Genomic DNA, 18574 nt, shown 5'->3' on the forward strand with positions numbered 1-18574 from the left:
GATAGCCAACCACAGAAAAATGTTTATTGGACAGGGTGCGACTGACCACGCCTGACAGACTTAGTAAGATGGGGAAAGCATGAGCACCATTCTGATTTTTATAGCTGCTTTGCTGGCCTGCTCTCTACTGGCAATATGGCGGTTCCGGGTAAAGTCCAGACGAGGAAGCTTACCGTGGATCAGCGCCTTTCAGGACGCGCAAACGCGTAAACTGTTGCCCGAAGAGCGCAGCGCGGTAGAAAACTATCTCGATAACCTTAGCCAGATCCAGCAAGTTCCGGGGCCGACAGGCGCCAGTGCTGCGCCCATCTCGCTGACGCTGAACGCGGAAAGCAACAGTGTCGTGATACTGACCCACTCCATCACCCGCTACGGCATTACCACTGACGATCCTAATAAATGGCGCTACTACCTCGACTCCGTCGAAGTCCATCTGCCGCCTTTCTGGGAACAGTACATCAATGATGAAAACAACGTTGAGCTGATCCTCACGGATACGCTGCCGCTGGTGATCTCTTTAAACGGCCATACGCTGCAAGAGTATATGCAGGAGTCGCGCGGCTACGCGCTACAGAATACGGCCTCTACGCAGGCGTCGATTCGCGGCGAAGAGAGCGAGCAGATTGAGCTGTTGAATATCCGTCAGGAGACCCACGAAGAATATGCGCTCAGCCGCCCGGCTGGCTTGCGCGAAGCGTTGTTAATCGTCGCCTCCTTTTTGTTATTCTTTTTCTGCCTGATAACGCCAGACGTTTTTGTACCGTGGATGATAGGCGGCGCGATCCTGCTGCTGGCAGCCGGACTTTGGGGACTTTTTGCGCCGCCGTCGAAAAGCGCGCTGCGGGAAATTCACTGTCTGCGGGGAACGCCCCGCCGCTGGGGACTGTTTGGGGAGAATAATCAGGAGCAGATTAACAATATCTCCCTGGGCATCATCGACCTTATTTACCCTGCCCACTGGCAACCCTACATTACGCAGGATCTTGGGCAACAAACGGATATTGATATTTACCTTGATCGCCATGTCGCCCGCCAGGGCCGTTTTTTATCCCTGCATGATGAAGTGAAAAACTTTCCGTTGCAGCACTGGTTACGCAGCACTGTTATTGCTATCGGTTCGCTGCTGGTGTTGTTTATGCTGCTGTTCTGGATCCCGCTGGATATGCCAATCAAGTTCACGCTATCGTGGATGAAAGGCGCGCAAACCATTGAAGCGACAACGGTAAAACAGCTTGAAAAAGCTGGCGTGCGGGTGGGCGATACGCTGCACCTGAGCGGTAAAGGAATGTGTAATATTCATTCCGGCGCGACCTGGAGCGGCCAGTCTAACTCACCGTTTATGCCGTTCGATTGCTCGCAAATCATCTGGAATGACGCGCCTGCGCTACCGCTGCCGGAATCAGACCTGGTGAATAAAGCGATGGCGCTAAGCCAGGCGGTAAATCGTCAGCTCCATCCAAAACCCGAAGACGACTCGCGCGTCAGCGCATCTTTACGCTCCGCGATCCAAAAATCGGGCATGGTATTATTAGATGACTTTGGCGATATTGTTCTGAAAACTGCTGATTTGTGCGCGGCGGAAGACGAGTGCGTGCGTCTGAAAAATGCGCTGGTTAATCTCGGTAACAGTAAGGACTGGAACGCGCTGGTGAAACGCGCGAACGCCGGCAAACTGGACGGCGTCAACGTGCTGCTACGCCCCGTAAGCGCAGAGTCGCTGGAAAATCTGGTCACGACCTCAACGGCGCCGTTTATTTCTCGCGAGACCGCGCGTGCCGCCCAGTCGCTGAATAGCCCCGCTCCCGGCGGATTCCTGATCGCCAGCGATGAAGGCAGCGAACTGGTTGATCAGGCCTGGCCGTCAACGCCGCTGTATGACTATCCCGCGCAGGAACAGTGGAGCGCCTTCCAGCGTCTGGCGCAAACGCTCATGCAGACGCCATTTAGCGCCGAGGGCATTGTCACCAGCGTGTATACCGATGCCAACGGCACGCAGCATATCAGCCTGCATCGTATCCCCGATAAATCCGGCTGGTGGCGTTACCTCGGCACCACGCTGCTGATGCTGGCAATGATAGTGAGCGCGGTCTACAACGGCATTCAGGCGTTCAGACGTTATCAACGCCACCGTACCCGTATGGCGGACATCCAGGAATACTATGAAAGCTGCCTCAATCCCAGGTTAACCGTCTCTCCGGAAAATCTCATCTGATAGCGCCGCCGTGCGACAGGGTATGCTACCCTGTCGCGCAAATTGCGTTACCCTGGAGTTCCCCATGCATATTGATATTGACTGGCAAAACGTGGATACCGTTTTGCTGGATATGGACGGCACACTGCTCGATCTCGCGTTCGATAACTATTTCTGGCAAAAGCTGGTACCGGAAACCTACGGCGCGCAGCAGGGTATTTCGCCGCAGGACGCGCAGGAATATATTCGTCAGCAGTATCATGCCGTACAGCATACGCTAAACTGGTACTGTCTGGATTACTGGAGCGAGCGTCTGGGTCTGGATATTTGCGCCATGACGACGGCGCAAGGGCCGCGCGCCGTTTTGCGCGACGATACCGTACCGTTTCTGAATGCGTTAAAAGCCAGCGGAAAACGTCGGATTCTGCTCACCAATGCGCATCCACATAACCTGGCGGTGAAGCTGGAGCATACCGGTCTGGCCTCACACCTTGATTTATTACTTTCCACCCACACATTTGGTTATCCCAAAGAGGATCAGCGGTTATGGCGCGCTGTCACTGAGGAAACGGGAATAAGCGCAGAGAAAACGCTGTTTATCGATGACAGCGAACCGATTCTCGACGCCGCCGCCCGGTTTGGTATTCGCTACTGTCTTGGCGTGACGAATCCTGATTCCGGCCTGGCGGAAAAGCACTATACGCGCCATCCGTCCCTGAACGACTACCGCCGTCTGATCCCCTCGCTGATGTGAAGGAGACGCCATGAAAGAAAAGTCCTCCGTTGAGGTCAGACTGGATAAATGGCTGTGGGCCGCGCGTTTTTATAAAACCCGCGCGCTGGCCCGCGAGATGATTGAAGGCGGTAAGGTGCATTACAACGGCCAGCGCAGTAAGCCGAGCAAAATCGTCGAGCTGAACGCAACCCTTACCCTGCGTCAGGGAAATGACGAACGGACGGTGATCGTTAAAGCCATCACCGAACAGCGCCGTCCGGCCAGCGAAGCCGTCGCTCTGTATGAAGAGACGGCGGAAAGCGTGGAAAAACGCGAAAAAATGGCGCAGGCGCGCAAGCTTAACGCCCTGACCATGCCGCATCCGGACAGGCGACCGGACAAGAAAGAGCGCCGCGACCTGTTACGATTTAAACACGGCGACAGCGAATAACTGTCACCCGCAAGAGAGATGATTATGCCGCAACATGACCAATTACATCGTTATCTGTTTGAAAACTTTGCCGTTCGCGGCGAGCTGGTGACCGTTTCGGAAACCTTGCAACAGATCCTCGACAATCATACCTACCCGCAGCCGGTGAAAACCGTACTGGCCGAACTGCTGGTCGCCACTAGCCTGCTGACCGCGACGCTGAAGTTTGCCGGTGACATTACGGTACAGCTCCAGGGCGACGGGCCGTTAAGCCTGGCGGTGATCAATGGCAATAATCAGCAGCAGATGCGCGGCGTGGCTCGCGTTCAGGGCGATATCCCTGACAATGCGGATCTCAAAACGCTGGTTGGCAACGGCTATCTGGTGATCACCATTACGCCGGAAGAGGGTGAACGCTATCAGGGCGTGGTGGGTCTGGAAGGCGATACTCTGGCGGCGTGCCTGGAAGATTACTTCCTGCGCTCCGAGCAGTTGCCGACGCGCCTGTTTATCCGTACCGGCGATGTCGACGGTAAACCGGCGGCAGGTGGAATGTTGCTCCAGGTGATGCCGGCACAGAACGCGCAGGCGGAGGATTTCGACCATCTGGCTATGTTGACGGAAACCATTAAAAGCGAAGAGCTGCTGACGTTACCGGCAAATGACGTGCTGTGGCGTTTGTATCACGAAGAAGAAGTCACGCTCTACGATCCGCAAGATGTTGAATTCAAATGCACCTGTTCACGCGAACGTTGCGCGGGCGCGCTGAAAACATTGCCGGATGAAGAAGTGGACAGCATTCTGGCGGAAGAAGGTGAAATCGATATGCACTGCGATTACTGCGGCAATCATTACCTGTTCAATGCGATGGATATCGCGGAGATCCGTAACAACGCCTCTCCTGCCGATCCACAGGTTCATTAATCGCCTTTCAGTCGACAACATCATTGCCTGATGGCGCTGCGCTTATCTGGCCTACAGCATCCCGCTCCGTAGGCCGGATAAGGCATTTATGCCGCCATCCGGCAAAAAGCTTACTCGTTGTAGTAATCCACATCCAACCGCTGACCATCAACAATGATATCGCGCCAGGCTTTGGGGGCTGAGTCTAACCGATGCCCGGCAATCGCGTGCAACAGTTGCGTCTTAGAAAACCCGTCCGGCAATCGGGCGAACGCTTTCTGCGTCCATTTCCCCTCTTTTAAGCCGTAGACCTGGCTCTCGGCAACAATAAAGTTATACAGCACCTGCTCAGGCTGACCGTCGCCGTTAAGATCCTGACTCACCAGAACGCAGGCATCCGGTTCAAGGCAGGAATCGTCCGAATAACTCTGCTCTTTGACAAACGCCCAAAATGCGGCATCCGGCTTCTGGCTACCGGGCGCAATCATCACCACCCGCGCTAAATCGTCCGCCGTCGGAGAGACCTTATTTCTCTGCAAAAACGTCATCAGTTTACGATTGCGCTTTCTGTTCTGCGTAAACGCCTCGTCATCCCGCAACGATTTCAGCGCTTCCTGGCCAGGTTTGCCGCTGTGATCCAGCATATACAGGCTGATCTGATCCGCAGTAATTTTACCGCTATGGTAACGCGCCATATGGCTGTTGACGCTAATACGCCAGACATCAAGTACAGGCGAGGCCAGCAACAGCAATATCACCAGCGTCAACAAAGAGACGCTCAGTATCACCTTGCCTTGCCACTCACCAGGGTCGCGTCCGCGGCGTAACAGACCGATCAGATAACCGAAGGACCATACCAGCAAGACAGACGCCGTCAGCGCGCCATACAGACGATCCGGCGTCCAGCCGTATTGCTGAATGCGTACCCATAACGCCCAGCCCGCCAGCAGCATATATATCGGGGCAACGCACAGCGAGGCGCTAATCATGCCGCGTAGTACGCGCGGATAGGGTAATACGCGCTTTTGCGGTTCATTGACAATCGCCACGAGGAGCAGCAGCATCAGCGTCAGCGTGGATAGCAGCCCCGCAGCGGAAACACGCGCAGAAATCGCCTCCAGTCCGGTAAAGGGTAACGTCACAATAAACAGCAATGCCAGCAGCGACACCACCGGCAGTAAACCTGTCGCGATCAGCGTCAACAGCTTTTGCACCGCCGCCACAAGGCGCGACTGCGTGCGGGCGAGAATGACCGCCAGCGCCGTAATCAGGCCGATGGTCACATAAATAAAGGCTTCAGTTTCAAAGAAAAGGGTGCTGAAAAAGCGGATGCCCACCAGCCTGAATAGCGCGCTCCAGAGCAGAAGCACCAGCCAGAACAGTCCGTTGGCGACCAGGACGATAAACAATGTCAGTACGTTATGCCATAACCGCAGATAAAACTGGGGATAACGCGCCGAACCGGTTTGCGAATGTAACTGATATTGCATCCAGGGTAAGACCAGCATCGCCATCAACACAAGCCGGAGACCATACAGCCAGAGGAGCTCGGCCAGGCGCCATTTCTCCACCGCCTCAACCTGCCATTTCAGCCAGCCGCTCATTGCCAGCACGACCACAAAGGTCAGCCCCAGCCAGCCCCACAGCGCGCGCTGTTTAAAAGAAACCACGGTAAGCAATAGCATTGACGACAACGCTATCGTCGCAGGCATACCATAGAACAGCCAGTCGCTATTTTGTGGTACCAGCCAGGCCATCAGCAGGTAGCACAAGACGCCCTGCAGCAAACCGGTGAGCAACATACCCCAGCGAGTAGTACGTGAAAGCGCTACACTTTCCATGTCGTTATCCAGAATGATGAGAAAGCCGCATTATTGCACCATCTGTTCACCGCCAGGCGTCGTCATGCATAATTCAGAAAAAAACGCAGAGAGGTGAATCGATATTGTTCATGTTGGTGTTACGTAACTTTCTTACATGAATGCGATTACAGTCACATTATGTCGGTCAAAAACACTTCCTTTTAACGTTTTCAGAACATTTTCCACAACAAAAGTAGGTTTCCTGCCATAATAACCGCCGCTGCGTGACAGGAGTCACAGTGTTTTTCGTCAATCGTGATTTTGTCCAGATACGTAAATCTATGAGCCTTGTCGCGGTTAACCAACCTCAAAAAACCTTACTATTTTCGGTAATATATATTGGCTAAGGAGCAGTGATATGCGCGTTAACAATTTAACCCCGCAAGATCTCAAGGCTTATGGTATCAACGACGTCCAGGATATCGTTTACAATCCCAGCTACGACACCCTTTATCAGGAAGAACTTAATCCTGGTCTGGAAGGCTATGAGCGTGGCGTGTTAACTAACCTGGGCGCTGTTGCCGTTGATACCGGTATTTTTACCGGTCGTTCGCCTAAGGATAAGTACATTGTTCGCGACGACACCACGCGTGATACGCTGTGGTGGTCCGATAAGGGTAAAGGTAAAAACGATAATAAGCCGCTTTCCCAGGAAACCTGGCAACACCTGAAAGGTCTGGTGACGCATCAGCTTTCTGGTAAACGCTTATTCATTGTTGATGCGTTCTGCGGCGCAAATGCCGATACGCGTCTTTCCGTGCGCTTTATTACGGAAGTCGCCTGGCAGGCCCACTTCGTTAAAAATATGTTCATTCGCCCAACGGACGAAGAGCTGGTAGGCTTCAAACCTGACTTTATTGTCATGAACGGCGCGAAGTGCACCAACCCGCAGTGGAAAGAGCAAGGGCTGAACTCGGAAAACTTCGTGGCGTTCAACCTGACTGAACGTATTCAGCTTATTGGCGGCACCTGGTACGGCGGCGAAATGAAAAAAGGAATGTTCTCGGTAATGAACTACCTGCTGCCGCTCAAAGGTATCGCCTCAATGCACTGTTCCGCCAACGTGGGTGAAAAAGGCGATGTCGCGGTCTTCTTCGGCCTTTCCGGTACCGGAAAAACCACTCTGTCCACCGACCCGAAACGTCGTCTGATTGGCGATGATGAGCACGGTTGGGATGACGACGGCGTGTTCAACTTTGAAGGCGGCTGCTACGCCAAAACCATCAAACTGTCGAAAGAAGCGGAGCCAGAAATTTATCATGCGATTCGCCGTGATGCGCTGCTGGAAAACGTCACCGTGCGCGAAGACGGCAGCGTTGATTTCGACGATGGTTCCAAAACCGAAAACACCCGCGTCTCTTACCCGATCTACCATATCGATAATATCGTTAAGCCCGTGTCCAAAGCAGGTCACGCCACCAAGGTTATCTTCCTGACGGCGGACGCCTTCGGCGTGTTGCCGCCGGTTTCCCGTTTAACCGCTAACCAGACGCAGTACCACTTCCTGTCGGGTTTCACCGCTAAACTGGCCGGCACCGAACGCGGCGTCACCGAACCGACCCCCACCTTCTCCGCCTGCTTCGGCGCCGCGTTCCTGACGCTGCACCCGACGCAGTATGCTGAGGTGCTGGTGAAACGTATGCAGGCAGCAGGCGCGCAGGCTTATCTGGTTAACACCGGCTGGAATGGCACCGGCAAACGTATCTCCATCAAAGATACGCGCGCGATTATCGACGCCATTCTGAACGGTTCTCTTGATAACGCGGAAACCTTCCGTCTGCCGCTGTTCGATCTGGCGATCCCGACTGAACTGCCAGGCGTGGATACCCACATTCTCGACCCGCGTAACACCTACGCGTCGCCGGAACAATGGCAGGAAAAAGCCACCGCGCTGGCGAAACTGTTCATTGAGAACTTCGAGAAGTATACGGATACCCCGGCAGGCGAAGCGCTGGTTAGCGCCGGACCGAAGCTGTAAGGAACAGGCCGGATGGCGGCTTTGAACAGCGTCATCCAGCGTTAAGAAGAAAGGGAGGGTAATACCTCCCTTTCTTATGCCTCTTTTGTCGTCCCCTGGACGCGAGCCACAGGAACCGGTAGCCAGGCGCGAATCGACAATCCGCCACGCTCGCTGGTGCCAATCTCCAGCATCCCGTTATGGTTATCAATAATGCGCTGCACAATCGCCAGCCCCAGCCCTGTACCGCTGGTGCTACGGGCGCTGTCGCCGCGTACAAAAGGCTGGAACAGATGTTTACGCTGCTCCGGCTTAATGCCCGGCCCGTCATCTTCTACCTGGAACCAGGCGCGATGCGACTCGGTGCCGCTACTGACCTTAATCCAGCCGTTGCCATAACGGGCAGCATTAACCACCATATTCGCCACCGCGCGCTTAATCGAGAGCGGGTGCATTTTCACCTGGATGCTGCCTGCCTGAAGCGCAGTGTTAATCTCACGCTCATAGCCGCTTTCCGCCGCAATCACCTCGCCCAGTACGGAATTGAGATCCGCCATCTCCATTGGCATTTCCTGACCGGTACGCAGATAGTCAATAAACTGTTCGATAATGGCGTTACACTCTTCGATGTCTTTATTGATCGACTCCGCGAGATAACCGTCTTCCTCGCCCATCATCTCCGTCGCCAGACGAATACGGGTCAGCGGCGTGCGCAAGTCGTGGCTGACGCCCGCCATCAATAGCGTACGGTCATCGGCCAATTGTTTCACGCCGGCTGCCATATGGTTAAACGCCCGGGTCACAGAGCGCACCTCAGAGGCGCCATATTCACGCAGCGGCGGCGGGATAATTCCCTTCCCTACCTGCAAGGCGGCATGTTCAAGATCCACTAACGGTCGGTTCTGTATACGAATAAACAGCCACGCGCCGCCTATCGCCAGGAGCATGATCGCCAGCGTGTAACGGAAAAGCGGAGAAAAATCGCCCTGATGAATCTCGGTCAGCGGCACGCGCACCCAGATATTGGGCGACAGCCAGGTTTTGAGCCACACGACGGGCGAGCTTTTGTTGACCTCAACGCGCACTTCCGTCGGGCCGCCTAATTGCTGCGCCATCTGGTGGCTTAAGAATTCGTAGTGTTGCGCCCAACGCAACCCGGCCTCTTCAGCGGCTTCGTTGGTGTAGAGAGAGATCCCCAGCTCGCGATAGATTTCCCGACGAAACGCAGGCGGCACGACTAACTGCGTGCCGTCCTCCAGTTGCAGCTTATCGGTCATCAGCATACGGACTTCGTAAGCCAGAACCTTATTAAACTGCTGGAGGCTCGGCAAAATCGCGAAGTTCAGCACCACCAGGTAGGTCGTCACCAGGCTGACGAACAGCAAGGTGACGATGAGCAACAGCGTGCGGGCAAATGAACTTCGCGGCGAGAAGCGCATTCGCCTCATGCTTTAGAACCGTCCGGTACGAAGACGTAGCCCAGGCCCCAGACGGTCTGAATATAACGCGGATGCGCCGGATCTTCTTCCACCATACGGCGCAGGCGGGAGATCTGGACGTCGATGGAGCGTTCCATCGCGGAATACTCGCGGCCACGGGCCAGATTCATCAGCTTGTCGCGAGAGAGCGGCTCGCGCGGATGGCTGACTAACGCTTTCAGTACCGCAAACTCCCCGCTGGTCAGCGGCATCGGTTCATCTTCACGGAACATCTCGCGCGTACCGAGGTTCAGTTTAAACTTACCGAACGCGATAACGGCCTCTTCCTGCGACGGCGCGCCGGGCAGTTCGTTTGCCTGACGACGTAGCACGGCGCGGATACGCGCCAACAGCTCGCGCGGGTTAAACGGTTTAGGAATGTAGTCATCGGCGCCGATTTCCAGCCCGACGATACGGTCAACTTCTTCACCCTTCGCCGTGACCATAATGATCGGCATTGGATTACTTTGACTACGCAGGCGACGACAAATCGACAGACCATCTTCACCTGGCAGCATTAAATCCAGTACCATGAGATGGAAAGATTCACGGGTCAGCAGACGATCCATCTGCTCGGCGTTAGCGACGCTTCGAACCTGGAAGCCCTGCTCGGTCAGATAACGTTCCAGTAGCGCCCGCAGACGCATATCGTCATCAACCACCAGAATCTTATAATTCTCTTGCATTGTCTGTACTCCCAAAGGTTCGCAACAAATGTAAGTGTGTATTCTTAAAAAAGCTCACGTGAGTCACCAGCAAATTCTGGTATGAATTTCAGGCTAAATTGTTACAAAGCATATTTAACAGCAGCTTAAATATACAATTAATCGGCAACCCCATTATTTATTCTGTCGGGACGATCACGTTATACCCCGTGTGCGCAATATCGACAGCAAAGGTAAATCAACGAGATGAAAACGCCCCTGATCACCCGCGAAGGGTACGAAACACTCAAACAAGAGCTCAATTATCTCTGGCGTGAAGAGCGCCCGGAGGTCACCAAAAAAGTGACCTGGGCTGCGAGTCTGGGCGACCGCAGCGAGAATGCCGACTATCAGTATAATAAAAAGCGCCTGCGTGAGATCGACAGACGCGTCAGATATCTGACCAAATGCATGGAAAATCTCAAAATCGTGGATTATTCCCCGCAGCAGGAGGGCAAAGTCTTCTTCGGCGCCTGGGTGGAAATTGAAAATGATGACGGCGATACGCTGAAGTTCCGCATTGTCGGCTACGATGAAATTTTCGGACGTAAGGATTACATCTCTATCGACTCGCCGATGGCGCGGGCGCTACTGAAAAAAGAAGTGGGCGATCTGGCGGTGGTCAACACCCCTGTCGGCGAAGCAAACTGGTACGTCAATGCGATCGAATACGTCAAATAAGACAAGAAGAATCCTAAGCCCCCGCTGATGGCTGGCATTTTTGCCAGCCAATCCGTATAACTATCCCCTGATTTTTATCCTGAAGACGAAGCTAACCCATGATGAATGATTCTTTCTGCCGCATTATTGCGGGTGAAATCCAGGCAAATGCCGGGCAGGTTGAAGCTGCCGTTCGCCTGCTTGACGAAGGGAACACCGTGCCGTTTATCGCACGTTATCGTAAAGAAATCACCGGCGGTCTGGATGACACGCAGTTGCGTAACCTGGAAACGCGTCTGGGCTATCTGCGTGAGCTGGAAGACAGGCGTCAGGCCATCCTCAAGTCCATTTCCGAACAAGGCAAACTGACCGATGAGCTGGCTGGCGCCATCAACGCTACGTTAAGTAAGACCGAGCTCGAAGACCTCTACCTGCCCTATAAACCTAAACGCCGCACCCGTGGACAAATCGCCATTGAAGCCGGCCTTGAGCCGCTGGCCGATCTGCTCTGGAACGAGCCGTCCCACGATCCTGACGTGGAAGCGGCAAAGTACATTGATGGCGACAAAGGCGTGGCGGACACGAAAGCCGCGCTCGACGGCGCACGCTACATTCTGATGGAGCGCTTTGCCGAAGACGCCGCATTGCTGGCGAAAGTGCGTGATTACCTGTGGAAGAACGCCCATCTGGTCGCCACAGTCGTGAACGGCAAAGAGGAAGAAGGGGCAAAATTCCGCGACTATTTCGACCATCATGAGCCCATTGCTAACGTCCCGTCTCACCGTGCGCTGGCCATGTTCCGTGGTCGTAACGAAGGCATTCTGCAACTTTCGCTCAATGCCGACCCACAGTTTGATGAGCCGCCGAAAGAGAGCTACTGCGAGCAGATCATCATGGACCATCTCGGCCTGCGGCTAAATAACGCCCCGGCGGATAGCTGGCGCAAAGGCGTAGTGAGCTGGACGTGGCGTATCAAAGTCTTAATGCACCTCGAAACCGAACTGATGGGCACCGTGCGCGAACGTGCGGAAGATGAAGCGATTAACGTGTTTGCCCGTAACCTGCACGACCTGCTGATGGCAGCCCCCGCAGGCCTGCGCGCTACAATGGGCCTTGATCCTGGCCTGCGTACCGGCGTAAAAGTCGCTGTCGTTGACGGCACCGGCAAGCTGGTGGCGACGGATACCATTTATCCGCATACCGGTCAGGCGGCCAAAGCGGCTACCGTGATCGCCGCGCTGTGCGAAAAATACCACGTCGAACTGGTCGCGATTGGCAACGGTACGGCCTCGCGTGAAACCGAACGCTTCTATCTCGACGTACAGAAACAGTTCCCGAACGTGACGGCGCAAAAAGTGATCGTCAGCGAAGCGGGGGCGTCCGTGTATTCCGCTTCTGAGCTGGCGGCGCAGGAGTTTCCGGATCTCGACGTCTCCCTGCGCGGCGCGGTCTCTATCGCGCGTCGTCTGCAGGATCCGCTGGCGGAACTGGTGAAAATCGATCCGAAATCGATCGGCGTCGGCCAATATCAACACGATGTCAGCCAGACCCAGTTGGCCCGTAAGCTGGATGCGGTGGTCGAAGACTGCGTAAACGCCGTCGGCGTCGATTTGAATACCGCCTCCGTACCGCTGCTGACCCGCGTCGCGGGCTTAACGCGCATGATGGCGCAAAACATCGTCGCCTGGCGCGATGAGAACGGTCAGTTCCAGAATCGCCAGCAACTGTTGAAGGTGAGCCGTCTGGGGCCGAAAGCGTTTGAGCAGTGCGCGGGCTTCCTGCGTATTAACCACGGCGATAACCCGCTGGATGCCTCCACCGTCCACCCGGAAGCCTATCCGGTTGTCGAACGCATTCTGGCGGCGACGCAGCAAGCGCTAAAAGATCTGATGGGCAACAGCAACGAATTGCGTCACCTCAAGGCCGCTGATTTTACCGACGATAAATTCGGCGTGCCGACCGTGAGCGATATCATCAAAGAGCTGGAAAAACCGGGCCGCGACCCGCGTCCTGAATTTAAAACCGCGCAATTCGCCGATGGCGTTGAAACCATGAACGACCTGCTACCGGGGATGATTCTGGAAGGGGCGGTCACTAACGTCACTAACTTCGGCGCGTTTGTCGATATCGGCGTTCATCAGGATGGCCTGGTGCATATCTCCTCGCTCTCGAATAAGTTCGTCGACGATCCGCACACCGTGGTAAAAGCCGGCGACATCGTGAAGGTGAAAGTGCTGGAAGTGGATCTGCAACGTAAGCGTATCGCGCTGACGATGCGTCTGGACGAACAGCCCGGCGAAACCGCCGCTCGCCGCGGCGGCGGCGGCGCCGATCGCGCTCAGGGCAACCGCCCGGCGTCAAAAGCGGCGAAACCGCGCGGTCGTGACGCCCAGCCAGCCGGTAACAGCGCCATGATGGACGCGCTGGCAGCGGCAATGGGGAAAAAACGCTAATCGGGTAATACGCAGGCCGGGTTACTTCTTATCCGGCCTGCGATTTTGCAATACGTCCAACCCTTTCTTTTTTAATTAACAATTAAATCTTACCCATTAGAATCTGTTAATTAATTTCCCTCTGCTATCCGCACTATTAATTATCACTTTATTAACAGATGAAACCTTAATTAAACATTAAAAACGGTGAATATTTGCACATTAGGGGTATTTGCAAAAAGACAAATAAATGTTGAGCCATATCAACATCGGCGCAAATTATCGCTTATTTGTACATTCCGTCACATTTTAATCGTTGAAGATAGAAACCATTCTCATTATCATTGTGTTGTTGATTATTTACTCTTTCCTTCGTTGGCTAAACATCGGGTCTCCTGCCGCCCCCCTGAGCGCCGCATGAGGTATACATCCAGTTAGTAAGAAACAAGTAGGTCGTATGCAATTCACTCCTGACACTGCGTGGAAAATCACCGGCTTTGCGCGTGAAATCAGCCCGGCGTATCGTCAAAAACTGCTTTCGCTCGGCATGTTGCCCGGCTCTTCATTTAATGTCGTCCGCGTCGCGCCCTTAGGCGATCCGATCCATATCGAAACACGACGCGTGAGTCTGGTTTTGCGTAAAAAGGATTTGGCGTTAATAGAAGTGGAAGCGGTTTCCTGTTAATACAGTGAGTCTATAAAAATGAAAAAATTAACCATTGGTTTAATTGGTAATCCTAATTCCGGCAAGACCACCTTATTTAACCAACTCACCGGCGCGCGTCAGCGCGTGGGGAACTGGGCGGGCGTCACCGTCGAGCGTAAAGAGGGCCAGTTCGCGACAACTGACCACCAGGTCACGCTGGTAGATTTACCCGGCACCTATTCTCTGACGACCATCTCGTCACAAACCTCTCTCGACGAACAGATCGCCTGCCACTACATCCTGAGCGGCGACGCCGACCTGTTGATAAACGTTGTGGACGCCTCCAATCTGGAGCGCAACCTCTATTTGACGCTGCAACTGCTGGAGCTGGGTATCCCCTGTATTGTCGCGCTCAACATGCTGGATATCGCCGAAAAACAGCAGGTTCGTATTGATGTCGACGCTCTGTCCACGCGTCTGGGTTGCCCTGTCGTACCGCTGGTATCGACTCGCGGCCGCGGTATCGAGGCGCTGAAACTGGCCATTGACCGTCACAACGCTAACGACAACGTCGAACTGGTGCATTATGCCCAGCCGCTGCTGCGCGAAGCGGGTTTCCTGGCCGACGCGATGGCCCAGGAGATGCCTTTACAACAGCGCCGCTGGCTGGGTCTGCAAATGCTGGAGGGCGATATCTACAGCCGGGCTTACGCAGGCGAGGCGGCGCAAAACCTGGACACCTCCCTGGCCCGTCTGAAGGACGAAATGGACGACCCGGCGCTGCATATCGCCGACGCCCGTTACCAGTGTATCGCCGCTATTTGCGACGTGGTCAGCAATACCCTGACAGCCGAACCCAGCCGCTTCACCAGGGCGGTCGATAAAATTATTCTGAACCGCTTCCTCGGCTTACCGATTTTTTTGTTCGTGATGTACCTGATGTTCCTGCTCGCCATTAACATCGGCGGCGCGTTGCAACCCCTGTTTGATGCCGGTTCCGTCGCCATCTTTATTCATGGCATTCAATGGATTGGCTACACGTTGCACTTCCCGGATTGGTTAACCATCTTCCTGGCGCAAGGTCTTGGCGGCGGGATCAATACCGTCCTGCCGCTGGTGCCGCAAATCGGGATGATGTACCTGTTCCTCTCCTTCCTTGAAGACTCCGGTTATATGGCGCGCGCGGCCTTCGTCATGGATCGCCTGATGCAGGCGCTGGGACTACCGGGTAAATCCTTCGTGCCGCTGATTGTCGGCTTCGGCTGTAACGTGCCTTCCGTGATGGGCGCCCGCACGCTTGACGCTCCGCGCGAACGTCTGATGACCATCATGATGGCGCCGTTTATGTCCTGTGGCGCGCGCCTGGCGATTTTCGCCGTCTTTGCCGCCGCCTTCTTCGGGCAAAACGGCGCGCTGGCGGTCTTCTCGCTGTACGTGCTGGGTATTGTCATGGCGGTATTAACCGGCCTGATGCTGAAGCATACCATTATGCGCGGCGAAGCCTCTCCGTTTGTGATGGAGCTGCCGGTTTACCACGTCCCGCATATCAAGAGCCTGATCATCCAGACCTGGCAACGCCTGAAAGGTTTTGTACTACGCGCCGGTAAAGTCATTATCATCGTGAGTATTTTCCTGAGCGCGTTTAACAGTTTCTCGCTGAGCGGCAAAATCGTCGATAACATTAATGACTCCGCCCTCGCCTCTGTAAGCCGGGTCATCACGCCAGTCTTTAAACCGATCGGCGTCCATGAGGATAACTGGCAAGCGACCGTGGGTCTGTTTACGGGCGCCATGGCTAAAGAAGTTGTCGTCGGTACGCTGAACACGCTCTACACCGCCGAAAATATTCAGGACGAAGCGTTTAATCCTGCCGACTTCCACCTCGGCGATGAACTGCTGGGCGCGGTTGACGATACCTGGCAAAGCCTGAAAGACACCTTTAGCCTGAGCGTACTAGCTAACCCGATCGAAGCGAGTAAAGGCGACGGCGAAATGGCAACCGGCGCGATGGGCGTGATGGATCAAAAATTCGGCAGCGCCGCGGCGGCGTACAGTTACCTGATTTTTGTCCTGCTTTACGTACCGTGTATCTCGGTAATGGGCGCTATCGCCCGCGAGTCCAGCCGCGGCTGGATGGGCTTCTCCATCCTGTGGGGACTGAATATCGCCTATTCGCTCGCCACGCTGTTCTACCAGGTTACCAGCTTCAGTCAACACCCGACATACAGTCTGATCTGTATTCTGGCAGTGATCGTCTTTAACGTTGTGGTGTTAAGCCTGTTGCGCCGCGCCCGCAGCCGTGTAGACATTGAACTGCTGGCAACCCGCAAAAACGTCAGTTCCTGTTGTTCGGGCACTGCGGGCAATTGTCACTAAGGGATGTAAAAAATGGCTTCATTGATACAGGTTCGCGATCTACTGGCGCTACGGGGGCGTATGGAGGCAACGCAGATCAGCCATACGCTGCACGCTCCGCAGCCCATGATCGACGCCATGCTGAATCAACTGGAGATCATGGGTAAAGCGGTACGTATCCCGGAAGAAGCGGACGGCTGCCTTTCAGGCAGCTGTAAAAGTTGTCCGGAAGGTAAAGCCTGCCTGCGCGAATGGTGGGCCTTGCGTTGACCTTCGCCGGGTAGCGGCATAACGCGTCTTATCCGGCCTTTATCCCGCATTATGTTGCCCGGTACGCGTCACGCTGCCGGGCAATTTTGCGTCATGCCTTCCACAAAGATGAAAGCGTTACCGCCGTGCGCATTTATCTCCCCATGCGCCTCGCAAGCGCACTAATCCTCTACTGCAATCAGCCCGGTCTGCGCGTAGCGTCACGCCATTGAACTTCACCGATGACGGATCGATATGGCGACCTCAACAACATCCACGCCGCATGACGCGGTATTCAAACAGTTTCTATGCCACCCCGATACTGCACGGGATTTTTTGGAAATTCATCTCCCGACGACATTACGTCAAATCTGTAATCTAAATACGTTACGGCTGGAGTCCGGTAGCTTTATTGAAGAGGATTTACGCCCCCATTATTCCGATATTCTTTGGTCGCTGGAAACAAGTGAAGGTGAAGGTTACATTTACGTGGTTATTGAACATCAGAGTACGCCGGACGCGCATATGGCATTTCGGCTGATGCGTTACGCAATGGCTGCAATGCAACGGCATCTGGAGGCCGGGCATAAGACGTTGCCGTTAGTGGTGCCAATGCTGTTTTATCACGGAAACCGCAGCCCCTATCCGTTCTCATTATGCTGGCTGGATGAATTTGCCGACCCGGTGATGGCGCGTAAGCTATACGCCACCGCCTTTCCTCTGGTCGATATTACGGTCGTGCCGGACGACGAGATTATGCGACACCGACGGGTCGCGCTGCTGGAACTCATACAAAAACACATCCGCCAGCGTGATCTGATGGGGCTTGTCGAACAGCTGGTCGCCCTGCTGGTTAAGGGATACGCTAATGACACCCAGCTTCAAAGTTTGTTTAATTACATGATGCACACTGGCGACGCCGCGCGCTTCAATACGTTTATCCGCCAGGTGGCTATGCGTATCCCACAGCATAAGGAGAAGATCATGACTATCGCAGACAGATTACGTCAGGAAGGACATCGTAACGGGTTACAGCAAGGCAAGCAGGAAGGCCAACGGCTCGCCGCATTGCGCATTGCCCGCTCCATGCTAAACGATGGTTTCGATCGCGATACCGTGCTTAGGGTTACCGGGCTGGCGCCTGCCGATCTGGCGTCTGAAAGCCATTAATCTGGCAGAATGGTCCGGGCCCGGCAACGCCCTGGTTACAGCGATGATTTTAGCGTCATCAGCGCCTGACAAAACGCCGCCGGATGCGAGATAAACGGCGCATGGGCCGCCTTCGCCATTATCTGTGATGTACTGTGCGGCCATAACGTATCGAGCAAAGGCACGATTTTACGCGGCACCAGACCGTCCAGATAACCATACAAACGCAAAAACGGCATGTTCACATTTTTAAGCGCTTCTCGTAGATCGACCGTTTTTAAGATTTCCAGTCCGCCATTGAGCGCGTCTACATCCGGCATAGGCTGCGCCAGCACCACGCTTTTTAAGGTGCGGGCATCCTGACGCGCCGTCTCCGTCCCTAACGTTTGCAGCGCCAGAAAACGCTCCACCGTGCGCTGAAAATCGTCGCTAAGCTGCTGCTGGAATCCGCCGAGGATTTCTGGTTTTATTCCCGGCCACCCCTCACGCGCGCTAAAGCATGGCGAAGAGGCGACTGTCACCAGCGCCTGAACGCGTTCAGGGTGGGTGAGCGCCATCTGACTCGCCACCAGGCCACCCAGGCTCCAGCCAAGCCAGATAGCCTGGTCCGGCGCGTTTTTCGCTACCTGCGCCGTCATCTCTTCAAACGTCATAGCGCCAAACCCCGAGCTGCGACCATAGCCCGGCAAGTCGACCAGATGCAGCGTAAAATGCGAGCCGAGTTCCTCGCGAATGCAATGCCATACCTCCGCGTTCAATCCCCACCCGTGCAGCAGCACAAGATGACAATTTCCCTCGCCGTAGGTCTGCCACCAGATGTCATTCATCAGTTACTGTTCTCTT

15 protein-coding genes are annotated in these 18574 nt (G+C 54.7%); 11 read left to right on the top strand and 4 right to left on the bottom strand.

The window, feature by feature from the left end:
- Positions 1-79 precede the first annotated feature (79 nt).
- From igaA to hslO, 4 genes are all read left to right on the top strand, one after another.
- Positions 80-2212 (top strand): intracellular growth attenuator protein IgaA, encoded by a 2133-nt coding sequence (igaA, locus tag ACLJPQ_RS12120; protein ID WP_000104092.1) that lies wholly within the window; start codon positions 80-82, stop codon positions 2210-2212.
- A 64-nt stretch (positions 2213-2276) separates the two neighbouring features.
- Positions 2277-2945, top strand: coding sequence for a GMP/IMP nucleotidase (yrfG, locus tag ACLJPQ_RS12125; RefSeq protein ID WP_001520508.1), 669 nt, complete (start codon positions 2277-2279; stop codon positions 2943-2945).
- Between the two features lie 10 nt (positions 2946-2955).
- A complete protein-coding gene (hslR, locus tag ACLJPQ_RS12130) occupies positions 2956-3357 on the top strand; it encodes a ribosome-associated heat shock protein Hsp15 (RefSeq protein WP_000660721.1) in 402 nt (133 codons plus the stop codon).
- 24 nt (positions 3358-3381) lie between these two features.
- A complete protein-coding gene (gene hslO, locus ACLJPQ_RS12135; protein ID WP_001135571.1) occupies positions 3382-4260 on the top strand; it encodes an Hsp33 family molecular chaperone HslO in 879 nt (292 codons plus the stop codon).
- Between the two features lie 110 nt (positions 4261-4370).
- Here hslO and ACLJPQ_RS12140 read toward each other — a convergent pair whose 3' ends face one another.
- Positions 4371-6080, bottom strand: a complete 1710-nt coding sequence (locus ACLJPQ_RS12140; RefSeq protein ID WP_080185086.1) for a DUF4153 domain-containing protein — start codon at positions 6078-6080, stop codon at positions 4371-4373.
- A 379-nt stretch (positions 6081-6459) separates the two neighbouring features.
- Here ACLJPQ_RS12140 and pckA point away from each other — a divergent pair, with 379 nt between their 5' ends.
- Entirely contained in the window at positions 6460-8079 is a 1620-nt protein-coding gene (gene pckA, locus ACLJPQ_RS12145) for a phosphoenolpyruvate carboxykinase (ATP) (protein WP_020899320.1), read from the top strand.
- Positions 8080-8153: 74 nt separating this feature from the next.
- Here the strand turns inward: pckA and envZ are convergent, their stop codons facing one another.
- Both envZ and ompR read right to left on the bottom strand, forming a co-directional pair.
- Complete coding sequence (gene envZ / locus ACLJPQ_RS12150) at positions 8154-9506, bottom strand: two-component system sensor histidine kinase EnvZ (protein ID WP_001253818.1); 1353 nt, start codon at positions 9504-9506, stop codon at positions 8154-8156.
- Positions 9503-10222 carry a two-component system response regulator OmpR gene (gene ompR, locus ACLJPQ_RS12155; RefSeq protein WP_001157751.1) on the bottom strand — a complete coding sequence of 240 codons (720 nt, stop codon included), beginning with the start codon at positions 10220-10222 and terminating at the stop codon, positions 9503-9505. Before ompR ends, envZ begins: the two co-directional genes overlap by 4 nt.
- A gap of 225 nt (positions 10223-10447) precedes the next feature.
- Here ompR and greB point away from each other — a divergent pair, with 225 nt between their 5' ends.
- The 6 genes from greB (at position 10448) to ACLJPQ_RS12185 (ending at position 17752) form a co-directional block, all read left to right on the top strand.
- Positions 10448-10921, top strand: a complete 474-nt coding sequence (greB, locus tag ACLJPQ_RS12160; protein ID WP_000856695.1) for a transcription elongation factor GreB — start codon at positions 10448-10450, stop codon at positions 10919-10921.
- 98 nt (positions 10922-11019) lie between these two features.
- On the top strand, positions 11020-13353 hold the full coding sequence (locus ACLJPQ_RS12165) for a Tex family protein (protein ID WP_080185087.1): 2334 nt from the start codon (positions 11020-11022) through the stop codon (positions 13351-13353).
- 436 nt (positions 13354-13789) lie between these two features.
- Complete coding sequence (feoA, locus tag ACLJPQ_RS12170) at positions 13790-14017, top strand: ferrous iron transporter A (RefSeq protein WP_001160955.1); 228 nt, start codon at positions 13790-13792, stop codon at positions 14015-14017.
- Positions 14018-14035: 18 nt separating this feature from the next.
- The gene (feoB, locus tag ACLJPQ_RS12175) at positions 14036-16354 is read left to right on the top strand and encodes a Fe(2+) transporter permease subunit FeoB (RefSeq protein WP_000736983.1); all 2319 of its coding nucleotides are present in this window, start codon (positions 14036-14038) and stop codon (positions 16352-16354) included.
- A 12-nt stretch (positions 16355-16366) separates the two neighbouring features.
- A complete protein-coding gene (feoC, locus tag ACLJPQ_RS12180) occupies positions 16367-16603 on the top strand; it encodes a [Fe-S]-dependent transcriptional repressor FeoC (RefSeq protein WP_000157587.1) in 237 nt (78 codons plus the stop codon).
- A 234-nt stretch (positions 16604-16837) separates the two neighbouring features.
- Positions 16838-17752, top strand: a complete 915-nt coding sequence (locus ACLJPQ_RS12185) for an Rpn family recombination-promoting nuclease/putative transposase (protein WP_000235955.1) — start codon at positions 16838-16840, stop codon at positions 17750-17752.
- 35 nt (positions 17753-17787) lie between these two features.
- Here the strand turns inward: ACLJPQ_RS12185 and bioH are convergent, their stop codons facing one another.
- Complete coding sequence (gene bioH, locus ACLJPQ_RS12190) at positions 17788-18558, bottom strand: pimeloyl-ACP methyl ester esterase BioH (RefSeq protein WP_023241899.1); 771 nt, start codon at positions 18556-18558, stop codon at positions 17788-17790.
- Positions 18559-18574 lie beyond the last annotated feature (16 nt).

Source organism: Salmonella sp. SAL04213 (assembly GCF_046550535.1).
Classification (GTDB): domain Bacteria; phylum Pseudomonadota; class Gammaproteobacteria; order Enterobacterales; family Enterobacteriaceae; genus Salmonella; species Salmonella enterica.